The organism is Citrobacter sp. RHBSTW-00881 (assembly GCF_013728515.1).
Lineage (GTDB): Bacteria > Pseudomonadota > Gammaproteobacteria > Enterobacterales > Enterobacteriaceae > Citrobacter > Citrobacter braakii.
Genome location: NZ_CP056269.1, coordinates 1,827,072 through 1,846,817 on the forward strand (window position 1 = coordinate 1,827,072; position 19,746 = coordinate 1,846,817).

13 protein-coding genes are annotated in these 19,746 nt (G+C 54.5%); 4 read left to right on the forward strand and 9 right to left on the reverse strand.

The features are described from left to right. The first annotated feature begins 19 nt into the window (after positions 1-19). Together macA and macB are read left to right on the forward strand one after the other, a co-directional pair. Positions 20-1,135 carry a macrolide transporter subunit MacA gene (macA, locus tag HV311_RS08615; protein WP_016156938.1) on the forward strand — a complete coding sequence of 372 codons (1,116 nt, stop codon included), beginning with the start codon at positions 20-22 and terminating at the stop codon, positions 1,133-1,135. Next, the gene (macB, locus tag HV311_RS08620) at positions 1,132-3,078 is read left to right on the forward strand and encodes a macrolide ABC transporter ATP-binding protein/permease MacB (RefSeq protein WP_016153652.1); all 1,947 of its coding nucleotides are present in this window, start codon (positions 1,132-1,134) and stop codon (positions 3,076-3,078) included. The genes macA and macB overlap by 4 nt, the downstream gene beginning before the upstream one ends. Before the next feature lie 74 nt (positions 3,079-3,152). Here macB and cspD read toward each other — a convergent pair whose 3' ends face one another. Continuing rightward, positions 3,153-3,377 (reverse strand): cold shock-like protein CspD, encoded by a 225-nt coding sequence (gene cspD, locus HV311_RS08625; RefSeq protein ID WP_003036813.1) that lies wholly within the window; start codon positions 3,375-3,377, stop codon positions 3,153-3,155. A gap of 323 nt (positions 3,378-3,700) precedes the next feature. Here cspD and clpS point away from each other — a divergent pair, with 323 nt between their 5' ends. Together clpS and clpA are read left to right on the forward strand one after the other, a co-directional pair. Beyond that, positions 3,701-4,021 (forward strand): ATP-dependent Clp protease adapter ClpS, encoded by a 321-nt coding sequence (gene clpS, locus HV311_RS08630; protein ID WP_003036810.1) that lies wholly within the window; start codon positions 3,701-3,703, stop codon positions 4,019-4,021. A gap of 30 nt (positions 4,022-4,051) precedes the next feature. Beyond that, positions 4,052-6,328, forward strand: a complete 2,277-nt coding sequence (clpA, locus tag HV311_RS08635; protein WP_016153651.1) for an ATP-dependent Clp protease ATP-binding subunit ClpA — start codon at positions 4,052-4,054, stop codon at positions 6,326-6,328. 258 nt (positions 6,329-6,586) lie between these two features. Here clpA and trhP read toward each other — a convergent pair whose 3' ends face one another. The 8 genes from trhP to HV311_RS08675 all read right to left on the reverse strand — a co-directional run bounded on the left by trhP (position 6,587) and on the right by HV311_RS08675 (position 19,557). After that, positions 6,587-7,948, reverse strand: a complete 1,362-nt coding sequence (gene trhP, locus HV311_RS08640) for a prephenate-dependent tRNA uridine(34) hydroxylase TrhP (RefSeq protein ID WP_046275427.1) — start codon at positions 7,946-7,948, stop codon at positions 6,587-6,589. Positions 7,949-8,107: 159 nt separating this feature from the next. Then, positions 8,108-8,440, reverse strand: coding sequence for a YegP family protein (locus HV311_RS08645; protein WP_181635348.1), 333 nt, complete (start codon positions 8,438-8,440; stop codon positions 8,108-8,110). 135 nt (positions 8,441-8,575) lie between these two features. Continuing rightward, complete coding sequence (gene baeR, locus HV311_RS08650; RefSeq protein WP_019077149.1) at positions 8,576-9,298, reverse strand: two-component system response regulator BaeR; 723 nt, start codon at positions 9,296-9,298, stop codon at positions 8,576-8,578. Continuing rightward, positions 9,295-10,698, reverse strand: coding sequence for a two-component system sensor histidine kinase BaeS (gene baeS, locus HV311_RS08655; RefSeq protein WP_016153606.1), 1,404 nt, complete (start codon positions 10,696-10,698; stop codon positions 9,295-9,297). The genes baeR and baeS overlap by 4 nt, the downstream gene beginning before the upstream one ends. Further along, entirely contained in the window at positions 10,698-12,110 is a 1,413-nt protein-coding gene (locus HV311_RS08660; RefSeq protein WP_181547910.1) for an MFS transporter, read from the reverse strand. The genes baeS and HV311_RS08660 overlap by 1 nt, the downstream gene beginning before the upstream one ends. Next, a complete protein-coding gene (mdtC, locus tag HV311_RS08665; protein WP_191220973.1) occupies positions 12,107-15,187 on the reverse strand; it encodes a multidrug efflux RND transporter permease subunit MdtC in 3,081 nt (1,026 codons plus the stop codon). The genes HV311_RS08660 and mdtC overlap by 4 nt, the downstream gene beginning before the upstream one ends. Beyond that, a complete protein-coding gene (locus HV311_RS08670; RefSeq protein WP_155574504.1) occupies positions 15,188-18,310 on the reverse strand; it encodes an MdtB/MuxB family multidrug efflux RND transporter permease subunit in 3,123 nt (1,040 codons plus the stop codon). Beyond that, the gene (locus tag HV311_RS08675; RefSeq protein ID WP_191220974.1) at positions 18,310-19,557 is read right to left on the reverse strand and encodes an MdtA/MuxA family multidrug efflux RND transporter periplasmic adaptor subunit; all 1,248 of its coding nucleotides are present in this window, start codon (positions 19,555-19,557) and stop codon (positions 18,310-18,312) included. The genes HV311_RS08670 and HV311_RS08675 overlap by 1 nt, the downstream gene beginning before the upstream one ends. Positions 19,558-19,746: the final 189 nt, after the last annotated feature.

Consider the following 19,746-nt stretch of genomic DNA (forward strand, 5'->3'; position numbering starts at 1 on the left):
GGGGGAAATTGGGACATTTATGAAGCTCAAGGGAAAAATCAAAAAGCGCTATTTTCTCTTCGCCATCATCATTATTGTGGCGATAATTGCACTTTGGCGAACGCTTAATGCGCCTTTACCTCAGTATCAAACGTTAATTGTGCGTCCGGGCGATCTGCAGCAAAGCGTACTGGCAACCGGCAAACTGGATGCGTTGCGGAAAGTTGACGTCGGGGCGCAGGTAAGCGGGCAGTTAAAAACGCTGTCGGTCGCGATTGGCGACAAAGTAAAAAAAGATCAACTGCTTGGCGTTATCGATCCTGAACAGGCGCAAAACCAGATTAAAGAGGTTGAAGCGACGCTGATGGAATTACGCGCTCAGCGTTTACAGGCTGAAGCCGAGTGGAAACTGGCGCGGGTAACGCTTTCCCGTCAGCAACAGCTGGCGAAAACCCAGGCTGTCTCGCAGCAGGATCTCGACACGGCGGCTACTCAGATGGCGGTCAAACAGGCGCAAATCGGCACAATTGATGCGCAAATTAAGCGTAATCAAGCCTCTCTCGATACGGCAAAAACCAACCTTGATTACACCCGCATCGTTGCGCCAATGGCAGGCGAAGTCACGCAAATTACTACCCTTCAGGGGCAAACCGTTATTGCTGCCCAGCAGGCGCCTAACATTCTGACATTGGCAGATATGAGCACCATGCTGGTGAAAGCGCAGGTTTCCGAGGCGGATGTGATTCACCTGCATCCCGGGCAAAAGGCCTGGTTTACCGTACTGGGCGATCCTCAGACGCGCTACGAAGGTAAGCTCAAAGATGTTCTTCCGACGCCAGAGAAAGTGAATGATGCAATTTTCTACTATGCTCGCTTCGAAGTTCCCAACCCGAAAGGGATCCTGCGTCTGGATATGACCGCGCAGGTCCATATCCAGCTCACGGATGTGAAAAATGTCCTGACGATCCCGCTGTCGGCGCTGGGCGATCCTATTGGCAACAATCGTTATAACGTCAGGCTGCTGCGTAACGGCGAAACCCGTGAACGCGAAGTGGTTATCGGCGCGCGTAATGACACCGATGTGGAGATCGTTAAAGGGCTGGAAGAGGGGGATGAAGTCATCACCGGTGAGGGCAACGCTGGAGCGCCAAAATGACGGCATTGCTTGAACTGAGCAATATTCGCCGCAGCTATCCGTCAGGCGAAGGTCAGGTCGAGGTATTGAAGGACGTATCCTTGAGCATTCAGGCCGGGGAAATGGTAGCGATTGTCGGGGCGTCTGGCTCGGGTAAATCGACGCTGATGAATATTCTCGGCTGTCTGGACAAACCCACCAGCGGTACGTATCGGGTTGCCGGGCGCGATGTCTCCACGCTGGATAGCGATGCGTTAGCCCAGCTGCGTCGCGAACATTTCGGTTTTATCTTCCAGCGTTATCATTTGTTGTCGCATTTAACCGCCGCGCAAAACGTTGAGGTGCCTGCGGTCTACGCTGGCACCGAACGTAAGCAGCGCCTGGCCCGTGCCCAAGAACTCCTGCAGCGACTGGGTCTGGGCGACAGAGTCGACTATCAGCCTTCCCAGCTTTCCGGTGGTCAGCAGCAGCGGGTTAGTATTGCGCGTGCGCTGATGAACGGGGGACAGGTTATCCTCGCCGACGAACCCACCGGCGCGCTGGACAGCCATTCAGGCGAAGAGGTGATGGCGATTTTGCATCAGCTGCGCGATCGTGGGCATACGGTGATTATCGTCACTCACGACAGCCAGGTCGCCGCACAGGCCGAACGCGTCATTGAAATTCGGGACGGCGAGATTGTGCGCAATCCGCCGTCGCACAAACCCTCTACCGGGCGCGATATCGCGGAGCCGACGGTGAAAACGGCGTCCGGCTGGGGGCAGTTTGTCAGCGGTTTTCGCGAAGCGCTCACTATGGCCTGGCTGGCAATGGCTGCGAATAAAATGCGAACGCTACTGACCATGCTTGGGATCATCATCGGTATTGCTTCAGTGGTGTCGATTGTGGTGGTAGGCGATGCGGCTAAACAGCTGGTGCTGGCAGATATTCGCGCTATCGGCACCAATACCATCGATATCTATCCTGGCAAAGATTTCGGCGACGACGACCCACAATATCAACAGGCGCTGAAGTATGACGATTTAACGGCATTACAGAAGCAGCCCTGGGTCAGTTCGGTGACGCCTGCGGTGTCGAAAAACCTGCGGCTACGCTATGGCAATATCGACGTGGCCGCCAGTGCTAATGGCGTTAGCGGCGACTATTTCAACGTCTATGGCATGACGTTTAGCGAAGGGACCACTTTTAACGCTGAACAACTGGCCGGGCGCGCTCAGGTGGTGGTGCTCGACAGCAATACCCGTCGTCAATTGTTCCCCAACAAAGCGAAAGTTGTCGGCGAAGTCGTGCTGGTGGGGAATATGCCTGCCACGGTGATTGGTGTTGCAGAAGAGAAGCAGTCGATGTTTGGCAGTAGCAAGATCCTGCGGGTCTGGCTGCCTTACAGCACCATGTCCGGGCGAATTATGGGGCAGTCGTGGCTGAACTCGATCACCGTGCGGGTGAAAGACGGTTTTGATAGTGCCCAGGCCGAGCAGCAGCTCACCCGACTACTGACGTTACGCCACGGTAAGAAGGATTTCTTCACCTGGAATATGGACGGTGTCTTGAAAACCGCCGAAAAGACCACACGTACATTACAACTCTTCCTGACGCTGGTGGCCGTGATTTCGCTGGTGGTCGGTGGGATTGGTGTGATGAATATTATGCTGGTTTCGGTAACCGAACGAACGCGCGAGATTGGCATTCGTATGGCGGTTGGCGCCCGCGCCAGTGACGTACTGCAGCAGTTCTTAATTGAAGCGGTGCTGGTGTGTCTGGTTGGCGGCGCGTTGGGCATTAGCTTGTCGATGCTGATCGCCTTTACGCTTCAGCTATTCCTGCCTGGCTGGGAAATAGGTTTCTCACCCGTAGCCTTATTGACGGCGTTTCTGTGTTCGACTGCGACCGGGATTTTGTTTGGCTGGCTACCGGCGCGAAATGCGGCGCGGCTGGATCCGGTAGATGCTCTGGCGCGGGAATAATACTATCGAGATAAAAATGCCAGCCGCAAAGGCTGGCATTTTGACTGCGGGATGTACACAATGAAACAGAAGAGCTATGCGACAGCTTCTGCTTCAATGACAGGCACGATGACGCTGGCATGATTGCCTTTTGGCCCCTGGTGGACATCAAACTGGACAGACTGCCCGGCTTTTAGCGTTCTGTAACCATCCATCTGAATGGTGGAGTAATGGGCGAAAATATCTTCGCCGCCGCCTTCGGGGCAGATGAAACCAAACCCTTTGGCGTTGTTGAACCACTTAACAGTACCCGTTTCCATGCTTCGACATCCTTCGTAAATCTTATATAAGTAAGATGGAATGAACCGGTGGCGGAGTGGGGGCTGTTCAAAACCTCGCCAACTCTCGAAACTACAATTTAGAGAAATCAGGCGAGGCGTCAAGCGCCAGACTGACGGAATAGGGTAAAAATGCATCAAAATTTGAAGCAGTTAACGCTATTGTCGGTTATGTGACAGATGTCGCGGATGGCACTAATAGATGATAGTTATCTAATACTTGAGGTAGATTGATTGTGCGCATAGGCTGCTTGTCAGCGGCAAGATTTTCTGCCGGAAACCGTAACTGAAGATGACGACTGACAATGGGTAAGACTAACGACTGGCTGGATTTCGATCTGCTGGCGGAAGATAAATTGCGCGACGCGCTAAAACCGCCATCTATGTATAAAGTGATATTAGTCAATGATGATTACACTCCGATGGAGTTTGTTATTGACGTGTTACAAAAATTCTTTTCTTATGATGTAGAACGTGCAACGCAACTGATGCTTGCCGTTCACTATCAAGGTAAAGCGATTTGCGGCGTATTCACTGCCGAAGTGGCTGAAACCAAAGTTGCGATGGTGAACAAGTATGCGAGGGAGAACGAGCATCCGTTGCTGTGTACGCTAGAAAAAGCCTAAATGCAGGCATAAATATTGGGGGAGGTGCCTATGCTCAATCAAGAACTGGAGCTCAGTTTAAACATGGCTTTCGCCAGAGCGCGCGAGCACCGACATGAGTTTATGACCGTCGAGCACTTGCTACTGGCATTGCTCAGTAACCCATCGGCCCGCGAAGCGCTGGAAGCGTGTTCTGTGGATCTGGTGGCGCTGCGTCAGGAACTCGAAGCCTTCATTGAACAAACCACACCCGTATTGCCTGCCAGTGAAGAAGAGCGCGACACGCAGCCCACGTTGAGTTTTCAGCGTGTGTTGCAACGCGCGGTCTTTCATGTTCAGTCCTCCGGGCGCAATGAAGTTACCGGTGCTAATGTGCTGGTCGCCATCTTCAGCGAGCAGGAATCTCAGGCGGCTTATCTGCTGCGTAAGCATGAAGTGAGTCGCCTTGATGTGGTGAATTTTATTTCTCATGGCACGCGCAAAGACGAACCAAGTCAGTCCTCTGACTCTGGTAATCAGCCGAATAACGAAGAGCAAGCTGGCGGGGAGGACCGTATGGAGAACTTCACGACTAACCTTAACCAGCTTGCCCGTGTGGGCGGAATTGATCCGCTCATTGGCCGGGACAAAGAGCTGGAACGCGCCATTCAGGTACTGTGCCGTCGTCGAAAAAACAACCCGCTGCTGGTGGGTGAGTCTGGCGTCGGTAAAACCGCTATTGCGGAAGGCCTCGCCTGGCGTATCGTCCAGGGCGACGTGCCGGAAGTGATGGCTGATTGTACCCTTTACTCTCTGGATATCGGCTCGCTGCTGGCGGGTACCAAATACCGTGGCGATTTTGAAAAACGCTTTAAGGCGCTGCTGAAACAACTGGAACAGGATACTAACAGCATTCTGTTTATCGATGAGATCCACACCATTATCGGCGCGGGTGCGGCATCGGGCGGCCAGGTGGATGCGGCTAACCTGATCAAACCGTTGCTCTCCAGCGGTAAAATCCGTGTAATAGGCTCCACAACCTATCAGGAATTCAGCAATATCTTTGAAAAGGACCGCGCGCTAGCACGCCGTTTCCAGAAAATCGATATCACTGAGCCGTCGGTTGAAGAGACCGTGCAGATCATCAACGGCCTGAAGCCGAAATACGAAGCGCACCATGACGTTCGCTACACCGCCAAAGCGGTGCGTGCAGCGGTCGAACTGGCGGTGAAATACATTAACGACCGTCACCTGCCGGACAAAGCGATTGACGTGATCGATGAGGCGGGCGCGCGGGCGCGTCTGATGCCGGTCAGCAAGCGCAAGAAAACCGTCAACGTGGCGGATATCGAGTCCGTCGTGGCCCGCATTGCGCGGATCCCGGAGAAGAGCGTTTCGCAGAGCGATCGCGATACGCTGAAAAACCTGGGCAACCGTCTGAAAATGCTGGTATTCGGACAGGATAAAGCCATTGAGGCGCTGACTGAAGCGATCAAAATGAGCCGTGCTGGTCTGGGACACGAGCATAAACCTGTCGGTTCGTTCCTGTTTGCCGGACCGACTGGTGTAGGTAAGACCGAAGTCACGGTGCAGTTGTCCAAAGCGCTGGGTATTGAGCTGCTGCGGTTTGATATGTCCGAGTATATGGAACGTCACACCGTCAGCCGCCTGATTGGTGCGCCTCCGGGATATGTCGGTTTCGACCAGGGCGGTTTGCTGACGGATGCTGTCATTAAGCATCCGCATGCGGTACTGCTGCTGGATGAAATCGAAAAAGCGCATCCGGACGTCTTTAACCTGCTGCTGCAGGTGATGGATAACGGTACGCTGACCGACAATAACGGGCGTAAAGCGGATTTCCGCAACGTGGTGCTGGTCATGACCACTAACGCCGGCGTGCGTGAAACCGAGCGTAAATCGATTGGGCTGATTCATCAGGACAACAGTACTGATGCGATGGGCGAAATCAAAAAAGTGTTTACGCCGGAATTCCGTAACCGTCTAGACAACATTATCTGGTTCGATCATCTCTCTACTGAGGTGATTCATCAGGTTGTTGATAAGTTTATCGTCGAACTTCAGGTTCAGTTGGATCAAAAAGGTGTCTCTCTGGAAGTGAGTCAGGAAGCCCGTGACTGGCTGGCTGAGAAGGGCTATGACCGCGCAATGGGCGCACGCCCGATGACGCGCGTTGTCCAGGATAACCTGAAAAAACCATTGGCTAACGAACTGCTGTTCGGCTCGCTTGTGGATGGCGGTCAGGTGACCGTTGCGCTGGATAAAGAGAAAAACGAGCTGACTTATGGTTTCCAGAGTGCGCAAAAGCACAAGCCAGAAGCAGCACATTAATATCTAATCACCTAATGAACCGGGCGTAATGCCCGGTTTTTTTTCGCCTGAATGTCGTGATTTGAATAGGGGGGGTAAACGGCAGGCAAAAAATAAGCCTGCGTAAGGGAGATTACGCAGGCTAAGGAGGTGGTTCCTGGTACAGCTAGCATTTATGGGTTATGTTTTTCAGCGGATGGGATAATACCCTTAATGAACGAAGCGGTATGTGATCGATTTCTAAGAATCTTCCGAACGCTGAAAAATAACCGTAATTAACTACTTAGCATGTGGGTTGCGCGTGGACTCACCGGTAAAATTACGCATCAACAATGCATAATTCAGATCGATATCCTCCGGTACAGGCATCCACACGGTGTAACCATCGCCCGGCGCAACCGGCATCGCTTCGCCTTTCGCGTTTTCCATCTGTTCGAGGGTAAAGTTGATGTTGCCCTGTGGGGTCATCAGCTCCAGGCTGTCGCCGACGGTGAATTTATTTTTCACCAGCACAGCCGCCAGTTCACCTTTACGTTCGCCAGTGAATTCGCCGACAAACTGCTGACGCTCGGAAACAGAGAAGCCGTATTCGTAGTTCTGATAGTCGTCATGTGTATGGCGGCGCAGGAACCCCTCGGTGTAACCGCGATGCGCCAGACCTTCCAGCGTTTCCAGCAGTTGCGGGTCGAACGGTTTCCCGGCAGCGGCATCATCAATGGCCTTGCGATAAACCTGCGCGGTACGTGCACAGTAATAGTATGATTTAGTACGGCCTTCAATTTTCAGCGAATGCACGCCCATCTGAGTCAGGCGCTCAACGTGGGCAATGGCACGCAAATCCTTCGAGTTCATGATGTAAGTGCCGTGTTCGTCTTCAAACGCGGTCATGTACTCACCCGGACGCTGGGCTTCTTCGATCATAAAGACTTTGTCAGTCGGCGCGCCAATACCCAGCGTCGGCTCAACATTTTGTACCGGGATAGGCTCGTACTTATGCACGATATTGCCCACCACGTCTTCTTTGCCTTCCTGCACGTTGTATTCCCAGCGGCAGGCATTGGTACAGGTACCCTGATTTGGGTCACGCTTGTTGATGTAGCCAGAGAGCAGGCAGCGGCCGGAGTAAGCCATGCACAGCGCGCCGTGAACAAAGATCTCAATTTCCATATCCGGCACCTGGGTGCGGATCTCTTCAATTTCTTCCAACGACAGTTCGCGGGACAGGATCACACGGGTCAATCCCATCTGCTTCCAGAATTTCACCGTTGCCCAGTTTACGGCGTTAGCCTGTACTGAAAGGTGAATGTCCATGTCAGGGAAGTTTTCGCGCACCAGCATAATCAGACCGGGGTCGGACATGATCAGTGCATCCGGCCCCATTTCCACCACCGGTTTCAGGTCACGAATGAAGGTCTTCAGCTTGGCGTTATGCGGGGCAATATTAACCACCACATAGAATTTTTTACCCAGTTCATGGGCTTCATTAATGCCTAGCTGCAGGTTTTCGTGATTGAATTCGTTGTTGCGTACGCGCAGTGAGTAACGCGGTTGGCCCGCATATACAGCGTCTGCGCCATAGGCGAAAGCGTAACGCATGTTTTTCAGCGTTCCCGCCGGGGAAAGGAGTTCCGGTTTAAACATAATTTTCTCGTTCTGATGACAGGTCAGACTCGCCTCACTCAATGAGGCGGTTAGGGGAGTGCCCCCATATTAAGGGCGGGCATTGTAGCGCTGTGGGGAAGACAGGTAAAGAAAAACGCCGGGCGACAGCGTGGCGTTACCCGGCTGAGCGAGTCATTATCAGGTTTTATCTTTTATCGTCTGAGTTACACCATTGGTCTTAACTGAAGCAATACCGGTCTCGCGCGACTGTTCATTCGCATACAGTTGACTGCTACCAATAATCTGGTGGTTTGCTGCTTTCAGATTGAAATGCAATTTGCCATTAGCTGCCGTTTTTTTCTCGTAACGCTCGGCCAGAGGGCTGTTAGCCTGGACAGATACGATCCCTTTTTCTGCCGCGCCTTTTGTCGTGTAAAGCTCACTGGTAAGGATCGTTTCCCCGTTTCCAGCCTTAAGAACAAAGCGGTACTGATCATCGCTACTCTTGCTTAATTCAAACCAACCAGCCATATGAACTCCTTGATTAAAGTTTTATATCAAACAGTTATTGACGACAGTGTTGCCACAAAGAGTATGAGCGATATTTGGAGAGTTGCTAGTCAACAGGACTCCACGAAGCCGCGGAGTCCTGCAGGACGGGAGTGTTTACGCAATTCGACAGGCGTCGGCTTCCCAGCGATACCCTACGCCATAGACCGCGCGGATAAACGACTGCTCCGCATCCAGCGATTCCAGCTTGCGTCGCAGGTTCTTGATATGGCTGTCGATGGTTCGGTCGGTAACGACACGGTAATCGTCATAGAGATGATTGAGCAACTGTTCACGGGAGAACACTTTTCCCGGTTCATGCGACAACGTTTTGAGTAAGCGAAATTCAGCAGGCGTTAAGTCGAGCATTTTCCCACGCCAGGACGCCTGAAAACGACCTTCATCGACGATCAACGGGCTGTCAGCATCCATCTGTTGCAGTTCGCGCTGCGGCTTGCAACGGCGCAGAATCGTCTTCACGCGAGCAACAACTTCACGCGGGCTGTAGGGTTTGCAAATATAATCATCCGCACCGATCTCCAGCCCCAGCAGGCGATCAATTTCTTCTATCTTGGCGGTTACCATCATGATGGGGACTTCAGAGAATCGGCGGATTTCCCGGCACAGAGTCAGGCCGTCGGTACCAGGCAGCATCAGATCCAACAAGATCAGGTCGGGCGGCGTCTGACGCACGTAAGGAAGAACCAGATCGCCGTGGCTGATGAGCGTAGGAGCGTAGCTTGCCGCGCGCAGGTAGTCGATAAGCAGTTGCCCCAGCTTGGGCTCGTCTTCCACGATCAGAATACGCGGCGTGTTTTCATCAATGGGTAACTCAGTCATACATCTCTCTGTAAATCGCGTTCCAGCGGTAATGTTACTGTAATGCTAACCCCGCCAAAAGGCGAATGGGCGGCGCGAATCAGACCATTATGCGCCTGTACGATATTGACGCAAATTGCCAGCCCCAGCCCGGAACCACCGCTGGCACGGTTACGCGAGCCTTCGGTGCGATAAAATCGTTCAAACAGCTTCTGTAACTGGTCGTCACTTACGCCGGGAGCGGAATCAGCGAAGGTTAATAAAACCATACGCTCGCGTTGTTCGGCGCTGATGTGCAGTCCGCCGCCACTGTCGGTGTAGCGCAGACTGTTTTCCAACAGATTGTTGAACAACTGCATCAAACGATCCCTGTCGCCAAATACTGTCATGCTGTCCGGGAGTGAAAGCTGTATCGTCAGTCCACGGCTGGCAAAGCGTTCACGAAATGCGCCACTTGCCACTTCCAACAGGGGGATGAGATCCAGCGATGTTTTCTGGTAGGCCAGCGCGCCTTCATCGGACATGGAGAGCTGATGCAGATCGTCCACCAGCTTGGTGAGCGTACCGACTTCAGCTTGCAAAGAGGCAACGGAGTCAGGGGTGAACTGGCGTACGCCATCCTGAATGGCCTCCAGTTCACCGCGCAACACCGCTAACGGCGTACGCAGTTCGTGAGAAATATCGGCCATAAAGTCACGACGCATCTGCTGGTTTTTTTCCAGCGTACTGGCAAGCTGGTTGAAGTCCTGCGCCAGCTTGCCCAGCTCATCCGTACTGGTCGGCGCAACGCGAGTGGTGAAATCACCAGCCGCCAGTTTGTGCGTGCCTTCAACTAACCGCTTGACCGGGGCCAGCAGGCTGCGCGCCAGCGTAAACGTTGCCAGCGCCGCCAGGATCGTGGAGAGCGCGACGATGAGCCAACTTGAACGTCTTTGCTGCATGTCGAAATTGATATCCGTATTGCGCGTTAAGCGTTCCACGGGAGAGGCAATCACGGCACCGACTTCGCTACCGTTGACGCGGATCGGATGGCGCATACCGTCACGGGGGACCGGAGCACGCGGACCGACCAGCACGCGGGCATTTTGGTCGACAACCCAAAACTGCGTACGCCAGCCGTGCGGCGGCATGCCGGGGCCGGGTTTATCATCGTCGTTGTCGTGTTCAAAAGAGCGCAGGATCTGAAAAACAAACCGATCGTTATTGCGTAAGAATCGCCAGTTGCCGTGCTGTTCATACTGCTCGCTTAATGCGTCGCTGAGCATTTGCAGCCGCTGTTCGTTACCGTGCTTGATATAGTCAATAAAACCGCGTTCGAAGCTTATGCGTACGGCCCAGTGCATGCTGATCAGCAATACGATGCAGGTGGCGAAAATCGCCAGAAACAGTTTGCCGGTGATACCGGGCCGCCAGAACTTCATCAGGTGCTCCTTTTGCGCCGTGAAATCACCGCGTTGGTTTGCGTGTCGTTCGGCACGCGGGCAAAAATAATGGCGGGCAGCGCGATAATGAATGCGATGCACAGCCAGGTATACATAAAGACGGTATGCGTACTTCCGCTGTCGATGACGCTATGCTGCTGACCGAACATACCTAGCAGCAGCCCCGCGATGGTCACCCCGATACTCATCGACAGCTGCATGATCATTGACAGCAGGCTGTTACCACTGCTGGCGAGATCGTCAGGCAGGTCTTTTAACGTCAGGGTGTTCATGGATGAAAAACGCGTTGAGTTGACCATTCCCTGTAAGAACAGTACGAAGGGCAGGGCGTAATACCAGCCGAGCAGCGCGGTGCTCATCAGCAGCAGACTGACCAGCGACAGGCCAAGCGTTGTAGCGACCAGTACGCGACGGTAGCCAAAGCGGTTAACGACCTGCACCACAATGCGCTTCATGCCCATACTGCCGAGCACCATCGGGATCATCATCAGCCCGGCATGAAAGGGCGAAAAACCGAGGCCTATTTGTAAAAACACCGGCGTCATAAACGGCAGCATACCGCTACCGATGCGTCCGGCAAAACTGCCGAAAAGACCCAGCGAGAAGGTCGGTGTGCGAAACAGATTCAGGCTGAACAGCGCGCGTGGATTACGATGGGCGTGTTTCAGATACAGCGCAATAGCCAGCACTCCGCAGATAACCAACGCTGCCAGCGAGATACTGGAGATGCCGGTTCCTTTACTGCCATCAAGTGCCAGCGTCAGTACCGCCATGCCGACTGCCAGCATCGCAAATCCGGAGAGATCGAAGCGTCGGGTTTGCATGGTGTAGTTGGGCATCAGCATTAACGTCGCTATCGCGCCGACAATACCAACCGGAATGTTAATCAAAAATATCCAGTGCCAGGAGGCGTACTCAACCAGAATACCGCCTAATGCCGGTCCCAGTAGCGGGCCAATCTGACCGGGCAATGTGACAAACGTCATCGCCGCCATATATTGCTCACGCGGGACGATTTTCATCACCGTTAGCCTGCCGACCGGCACCATCATCGCACCGCCAACGCCTTGTAAGACGCGCGCCATCACCAGCTCGTTGAGTGTGCTGGACCCGGCGCAAAACAGCGAGCCAAGCGTAAACAGGATGATGGCGGTGAAGAAGATATTACGCACGCCAACTTTGTCCGCCAGCCATCCGCTGGCGGGCAGCATCACGGCAACGGTTAAAACATATGACACAATGACCATATGCATGTGTAACGGGCTTTCCCCGAGGCTTGCCGCCATCGAGGGAAGCGCAGTATTCACGATGGTGGTATCCAGCGACTGCATAAAAAAGCCGAATGCCACAATCCAAAGTTGCCAGCGGGTGCTGTCGGGAAGTTCTGTCATAACTCTGCTACCGGTTTGCTGTTTTTACGCGAAAAACGCAGACGCAGACGGTCGAAAAAGAGATAGACCACGGGCGTGGTGTACAGTGTCAGGAGTTGACTCACGACCAGCCCGCCGACAATGGTTATCCCCAAAGGTTGACGTAGTTCGGAGCCATCCCCGGCGGATAACACCAGCGGCAGCGCGCCAAACAACGCCGCCAGCGTGGTCATCATGATTGGGCGAAAGCGCAGCAGGCAGGCCTGGAAAATGGCTTCTTCTGGCTGTAGCTTGCCGTTTCTCTGCGCTTCCAGCGCAAAATCGACCATCATGATGGCATTTTTCTTCACAATGCCAATTAATAGCATTATCCCTATCAGGGCGATTAGGCTGAACGGGGCATTGAACAGCTCCAGCGCCAGCAAAGCCCCGACGCCAGCTGAAGGTAGCGTGGAGAGAATGGTCAGGGGATGAACATAGCTTTCATACAGCATACCCAGAACGATGTAGACCGTGGCGATGGCGGCGATAATCAGGATCACCTGTGAGTTCATGGTGTCCTGAAATACCTGTGCCGTGCCGGCAAAGCTACCGCGAACCGTGGAGGGGACGCCGAGCTGGGTCATGGTTCTGTTGATAGCTTCTGTCGCCTCAGACAGTGAAGAACCTGTTGGTAGGTTAAACGACACGGTTGAGGCAGCGGACAAGCCCTGATGGTTTACCGACAGCGGGGCATTCGCCGGTTGCCATTTGGCAAAGTACGATAGCGGGATTGCCTTACCGTCATTGTTGATGACGAACATTTTATCCAGCGCGCTGATGTCTTGGGTGTAACGTCGATCGACCTCCATCACCACTTTGTACTGGTTCATCGGTTGATAAATAGTTGAAATTTGCCGTTGTCCAAAAGCGTTGTTCAACAGGCTGTTAGCGGCTGCAACGTCGATCCCCAGACGAGACATGGTGTCGCGATCGTAGACCAGGTTCATTTCCGCGCCATTGTCCTGCTGATCTGAGTTGACATCCGCCAGTTGGGGCAGGGCGGCAAGCGCCTTACGGATCTTCGGCTCCCACTCGCGCAGTGCCCCCAGATCGTCGGAAAGCAATGTGTATTGATAGCTGGCATTGGCCTGGCGGCCGCCGACGCGAATATCCTGCACCGCCATCAGAAACAGATTCGCGCCAGGCTCTTTTGCAAGCGCGACGCGCAGGCGGTCAATCACCTGCTGAGCGGTTTCACCGCGTTCATCGCGTGGCTTGAGGGTGATAAACATCATCCCGCTGTTAACCCGGGAACCGCCGGTAAAACCGGTGACGTTATTCACCGCCGGGTCGTCGCGGATGATCTTCATAAAGTCCTGCAGTTTGCCGCGCATCGCCTGGAAAGAGATGCTCTGGTCGGCCTGAATCCCCCCCATCAACACGCCCGTATCCTGCTCCGGGAAGAAGGTTTTGGGGATGGAAATATAAAGCCAGATATTCAGCGCAATGGTGCCAAGTAACACCACGCCTACCAGTCGCGTATGGCGAAGCACCCATTTAAGCGAAGTGCCGTAACTCTGTTGCAGTGCCACCAGCACACGACCAAAACCTCGTTTACGAGACTGTTCACGCGGGGCGCTGGATTTGAGCATCCAGCCACACATCATTGGCGTTAATGTCAGCGACACCAGCAGCGAGATACCGATAGCAACTGACAGCGTGACGGCAAATTCGCGCAGCAAGCGCCCAGGCAATCCGCCCATTAACAGCAGCGGGAGGAACACCGCTACCAGCGACAGGCTCATTGAGAGCACCGTGAATCCCACTTCGCGCGTACCCTGTAGCGCCGCCTGCAGTGGCTTCATTCCCGCTTCCAGGTGGCGGGCAATATTTTCCAGCACCACGATCGCGTCATCAACGACAAATCCCGTGGCAATGGTCAACGCCATTAATGACAGGTTGTTCAGGCTGAATCCGCACAGATACATGGCGGCAAAGGTACCGATCAGCGAGACCGGAACCGCTACCGCAGGGATCAGGGTCGCGCGCCCGGAGCGCAGGAAAACAAAGACCACCAGAATAACCAGCGCAACGGAGATAATCAGCGTCTGTTCGACTTCCTCCAGCGAGGCGCGAATGGTCGGTGAACGGTCCTGGGCAATTTGCAGATCGATGGCGGCCGGGACCAGCGTTTGTAACTCCGGTAATTTGGCCCGAATGCTGTCTACCGTCTGAATAATATTGGCTTCTGGCAGCTTGCGGATCATCAGCAGGATAGCCGGTTTTGCGTTGGTCATCCCCGCGTTACGTACGTCCTGCACCGAGTCGCTCACAGACGCAACATCGCCCAGCCGCACCGCAGCGCCGTTATTGTAGTGGATGATAATCGGCTGGTACTCGGCGGCGGTTTTCAGCTCATCGTTGGTTTGTACCTGCCAGCGGTGGGTATCATTCTCGATAGCTCCCTGCGGCTTACGCACATTGGCGTTAGCAATCGCGCTACGCACGTCGTCCAGCGACACGCCCTGATTAAACAGCGCTTGCGGATTAAGCCCTACGCGCACGGCAGGCAGAGAGCTGCCCCCAACGTCGACGTCACCCACGCCGTCGATTTGCGCGATGGTCTGTGCTAATTGGGTTGATGCGAAATCGTACAGTTCACCCTGCGAGTAAGTGTCCGACGTGAGCGTCAGGATCATGATTGGCGCATCGGAAGGGTTGGCTTTGCGGTACGTGGGGCGGCTTGGCATACCGCTGGGTAGCAGGCTTTGCGCTGCGTTAATCGCGGCCTGAACATCCCGCGCCGCACCATTGATGTCACGGTCGAATTTGAATTCAAGAATAATGCGCGTACTGCCAAGGGAACTGCTCGAGGTCATTTCGTTCACGCCCGCGATGCGCCCCAGTGAGCGCTCCAGCGGGGTGGCTACCGAAGACGCCATCGTTTCAGGGGAAGCGCCGGGTAATGATGCGCTGACCATGATCACCGGGAAATCCACCTGCGGCAGCGGAGCTACCGGCAGCAGACGAAAGCCCAGTATCCCGCACAGGGTGATGGCCACCGAAATGAGAATGGTCGCCACCGGACGATGAATGAAAAGCGCGAAAAATTTCATTTACGCTTCCTCTTCCTGGCGCGGGAAGCGGCTTTTCACGTACAGCGACAGACGGTCAAACAGCAGATAAATCACCGGGGTGGTAAACAGGGTTAAGACCTGGCTTACCAGCAGACCGCCGACCATACCAATTCCTAATGGACGACGTAATTCGGCCCCCACGCCGGTACTTAACATCAGCGGCAACGCGCCGAGCAGTGCCGCCAGCGTAGTCATCAGAATCGGGCGAAAACGCAGCAGACAGGCCTGGAAAATAGCGTCGCGTGGGGTCATGCCCTGTTCGCGCTCCGCGGCAAGGGCGAAGTCGATCATCATGATGGCGTTTTTCTTGACGATACCGATGAGCAAAATAATGCCGATAATCGCGATGACGTCCAGTTCACTGCCGGCAATCATTAACGCCAGGAGGGCGCCGACGCCCGCCGTGGGTAGCGTGGAGAGAATGGTAATCGGGTGAATAAAGCTCTCATACAGCACGCCGAGGACGATATACATCGCGACAACCGCAGCCACAATCAACCAGATGGTATTACCCAGCGCGGCCTGGAAAGCGAGCGTACTGCCCTGGAACTGGGTGGTAATATTTGCTGGCAGATTGAGCGTTTTTTCGGCATCCAGAATTGCCTGCACCGCATCGCCCAGCGAATGATCGTCCGGTACGTTGAACGAGATGGTGGTGACCGGGAACTGATCGAGGTGGTTAATCGACAGCGGGGCGAAACGCTGTTCAATGCTGGCGATTGCGCTGAGCGGAACCACGCCGCCGTCGCTGCTGGTCAGACGGATAGTGTCCAGTGCAGCAAGCCCCGGCGTACTGTTGGTGTCATGTTCCAACACGACGCGATACTGGTTGGCCTGGGTGTAGATGGTTGAAATCAGTCGCTGGCCGAAGGCGTTGTACAGGGCGTTATCGACATCCGCCATGCTGATGCCTAAACGGCTGGCGCTGTCGCGATTGACGTTCACATACGCCACCAGCCCTTTGTCCTGCCAGTCGCTACTGACATCGGACAGTTGCGGTAGCTGGTGTAATTTTTCTAACAGCTGTGGAACCCAGGTGCTGAGGGCGTCAAGGGACGTTGCTTGCAGCGTAAACTGATATTGCGTCCGGCTGACCTGGGTATCAATCGTCAGGTCCTGGGTGGGCTGAAGATAGAGATCTACGCCGGGCACTCTGTCAACCGCGTCCTGTAGGCGTGCGATCACTTTCTGCACGCGATCGTCGCGATCGTCCAGCGGCTTAAGGTTGATTTGCAGACGCGCGCTGTTCAATGCCGGATTAGTACCATCCACGCCGACAAAAGCGGTCAGGCTCTCGACCGCCGGATCTTGAAGGATGACATCGGAAACCTGGCGCTGGCGCTCGGCCATGCTGGCAAATGAACTGGACTGTGGCGCCTGCAGCGTACCCTGGATGATGCCGTTGTCCTGGATTGGGAAGAACCCTTTGGGGATAAAGACCCATAACATAACGCTCAGTGCCAGCGTGCCGAGCGCCACGCCCAGCGTGAGCCACGGATGGTTCAGCACTTTTGCCAGCCAGTGACCGTACCCGGCAATGACGCGATCGAACATACGCTCCGAGGCGCGGGAGAAGCGGTTCTGCTTACGCAACGAGGCCTGATTAAGCATGCGCGCGCACATCATCGGCGTGAGGGTGAGCGAGACGACGGCGGAAATCAGAATTGCCACGGCCAGAGTAACGGCAAACTCGCGGAATAATCGGCCAACGATATCACCCATAAACAACAGTGGGATCAGCACGGCGATTAGCGAAAATGTCAGAGAGATGATGGTAAAACCAATCTCACCAGCCCCCTTCAGGGCGGCAGTCAGCGGTTTTTCGCCTTTTTCGATATAGCGAGAAATATTCTCGATAACCACGATAGCGTCATCCACTACGAATCCTGTCGCGATGGTTAGCGCCATTAGGGTCAGGTTATTGATGGAGAAATCAAGAAATACCATCACCGCGAAGGTGCCGATGAGCGACAGCGGAACGGCGACCGCAGGAATAATCGTCGCCGGAATATTGCGCAGGAACAGGTAGATGATCATCACCACCAGCGCAATCGCCAGCATTAGCTCAAACTGGGTGTCTGCAACGGACGCACGAATATTGGTCGTACGATCCGAAAGCACGCTGACCTTAACTGATTTGGGCAGGCTTTCGGTGAGCTGCGGCAGCATTTGACGGATACTGTCTGCCGTGGAGATGATGTTCGCCCCAGGCTGGCGCTGAACATTCATTACAATGGCTTGTTGCTTATTGGCCCATGCACCCAGCCAGCTATTTTCTGCCCCTTGTTCGACGGTGGCGACATCGCCCAGACGAACCGGCGCACCGTTTTTATAGGCCACGATGAGCTGGCGATATTCGTCTGCGGACTGCATCTGGTCGTTGGCGGAAAGGGTGACAGCACGCGTTGGGCCATCAAGACTCCCTTTTGCCGAATTGACGTTAGCCCCGGTAATGGCTGTACGGATGGTTTCGCTGGTCAGACCGAGTGCGGCAATAGCCTGTGCGTTAAGCTTCACGCGGACCGCCGGCCGTTGCCCGCCGGAAAGTGTTACCAGACCGACACCGGAAACCTGAGAGATTTTCTGCGCGACGCGGGTTTCGACCATATCTTCCACCTGCGTCATCGGCATGGCGCTGGACGTGACCGCCAGCGTCATGATCGGTGGATCTGCCGGGTTTACCTTGCTGTAGACCGGCGGATTGGGCAGATCGCCCGGTAATAAATTGGTGGCGGCGTTAATCGCAGCCTGAACTTCCTGCTCGGCAACATCCAGCGGGAGTGTCAGTTGAAACTGCAACGTGACGACCGATGCGCCGCCGGAACTTTGCGAGGACATCTGTTTTAAGCCGGACATCTGTCCGAACTGACGCTCAAGTGGCGCGGTTACCGCCGAGGTCATGACGTCCGGGCTGGCGCCCGGGTACAGCGTAACGACCTGAATCGTAGGGTAATCGACTTCAGGTAAGGCAGCGATCGGCAGGAAACGATAACCGATAATACCGGCAAGCAAAATCGCGACCATCAGCAGCGTGGTGGCGACAGGTCGCAGAATAAACAGGCGTGATGGCCCGCCTGTGTTGTGCGGAGGTAACACCTGCATCAGGAGTTAGCTCCTTTTTTGCCGTATCCGCGGGGCGCTGTTTTCTCGTCCTGAGCAGAGGCGTCATGCGCCTCTACGACTTCTACTTTTGCGCCTTCCGTCAGGCGGTCAATACCGTCGGTTACGACCCGATCGCCTGCGGACAACCCGGCGGCGATCACTACTTTTTGGCTATCCTGAATACCTGGTTTAACCAGATGTTTGCTCACTTTATTCTCGCTGTTTAGCACCCAGACAAAATGGCCCTCATTGCCCATCTGCAGGGCGGCCGTTGGGATCACCACGGCATTTTGTTCCGTGTCGACCAGCATGCGGGCGTTAACGAACTGGTTAGGGAATAAAGCATCATCCTGATTGTTAAAACGGGCTTTAACTTTGATGGTTCCGGTCGTGGCATCAATCTGATTGTCGAGACTGAGCAGGACGCCTTCGCTCAGTTTTTGCGAATTGGTTCGGTCCCAGGCTTCGACCTTTAACGGAGTCCCCGATTTTTGCGCCCGCAACACGGTGGCAATGTCGTTTTCAGGCAAGGTGAATATCAGGTCGATAGGATGGGTTTGCGTAATGACGACGATTCCGGTGGTATCGCCGCTGGAAATTTGGTTACCGACATCGACCTGTTTCAGACCGACACGCCCCTCTACAGGCGCGGTTATCCGGCTCCAGTCAAGCTGCAATTGGGCGCTGGCGACGCTGGCTTCATCGGCTTTGATTGTCCCTAATGTTTCATTTACCAGCGCCTGCTGGGCATCCAGCTCCTGGCGGGAGACCAGATTAGTTTTCACCAGCTGTTGATAGCGGGCAAGGTCGCGACGGGCATTTGCCAGCGTGGCTTTATCTTTTGCCAGTTGGCCCTGCGCCTGAGCCAGAGCAACTTTGAACTGGCTGGGATCTATCTCTGCCAGCAGGTCGCCGGCTTTTACCTGCTGTCCTTCCTCGAAGTGTAAGGCAATGAGCTGACCATCCACCCGGCTACGTACCGTGGCGGTATTTGCGGCAGTAATGGTACCCAGTCCTGTCAGGTAACGCGGAACGGCTTCCATGGCGGCGGTGGCAGCCTGAACGGGAGCCAACGGCCCGGAGCGCATTCCACGCCGTCCCGAACCTGGCGTGTGCTGCGCTGGTTTGGTCGCGCCCGGTGCGTTTTCCTGGGCGTTGTTACGGCTTTGCCAGAACCAGATGGCGGCGACGGTGGCCACAACGATCGCGATTGCTATCACCCAGCGGGATTTTTTACTGCCTTTCATTGTTATAAGTTTCTCATCCTGAAACGATTCGCGGAATGATACTAGTTTAGCCAGCGAACAAGGGAGAAAAATGGAGGAATTATGAAACACTGTCGGGATTCGTCTGAATGCCGATGCGGCTTTGCGAAGCGTTACGCAACAATCGGTGGTGAAGATAGCGAATACGTGATTGTGCGTTAGAGTGCTGAC

Bases quoted from the DNA above. Each gene is read 5' to 3' on its own strand.
- HV311_RS08675 (WP_191220974.1), bottom strand. From the start codon at position 19,557: ATGAAAGGCAGTAAAAAATCCCGCTGGGTGATAGCAATCGCGATCGTT.
- HV311_RS08645 (WP_181635348.1), bottom strand. From the start codon at position 8,440: ATGGCTGGTTGGTTTGAATTAAGCAAGAGTAGCGATGATCAGTACCGC.
- HV311_RS08660 (WP_181547910.1), bottom strand. From the start codon at position 12,110: ATGACAGAACTTCCCGACAGCACCCGCTGGCAACTTTGGATTGTGGCA.
- clpS (WP_003036810.1), top strand. From the start codon at position 3,701: ATGGGTAAGACTAACGACTGGCTGGATTTCGATCTGCTGGCGGAAGAT.
- baeR (WP_019077149.1), bottom strand. From the start codon at position 9,298: ATGACTGAGTTACCCATTGATGAAAACACGCCGCGTATTCTGATCGTG.
- HV311_RS08670 (WP_155574504.1), bottom strand. From the start codon at position 18,310: ATGCAGGTGTTACCTCCGCACAACACAGGCGGGCCATCACGCCTGTTT.
- mdtC (WP_191220973.1), bottom strand. From the start codon at position 15,187: ATGAAATTTTTCGCGCTTTTCATTCATCGTCCGGTGGCGACCATTCTC.
- trhP (WP_046275427.1), bottom strand. From the start codon at position 7,948: ATGTTTAAACCGGAACTCCTTTCCCCGGCGGGAACGCTGAAAAACATG.
- cspD (WP_003036813.1), bottom strand. From the start codon at position 3,377: ATGGAAACGGGTACTGTTAAGTGGTTCAACAACGCCAAAGGGTTTGGT.
- macA (WP_016156938.1), top strand. From the start codon at position 20: ATGAAGCTCAAGGGAAAAATCAAAAAGCGCTATTTTCTCTTCGCCATC.
- baeS (WP_016153606.1), bottom strand. From the start codon at position 10,698: ATGAAGTTCTGGCGGCCCGGTATCACCGGCAAACTGTTTCTGGCGATT.
- macB (WP_016153652.1), top strand. From the start codon at position 1,132: ATGACGGCATTGCTTGAACTGAGCAATATTCGCCGCAGCTATCCGTCA.
- clpA (WP_016153651.1), top strand. From the start codon at position 4,052: ATGCTCAATCAAGAACTGGAGCTCAGTTTAAACATGGCTTTCGCCAGA.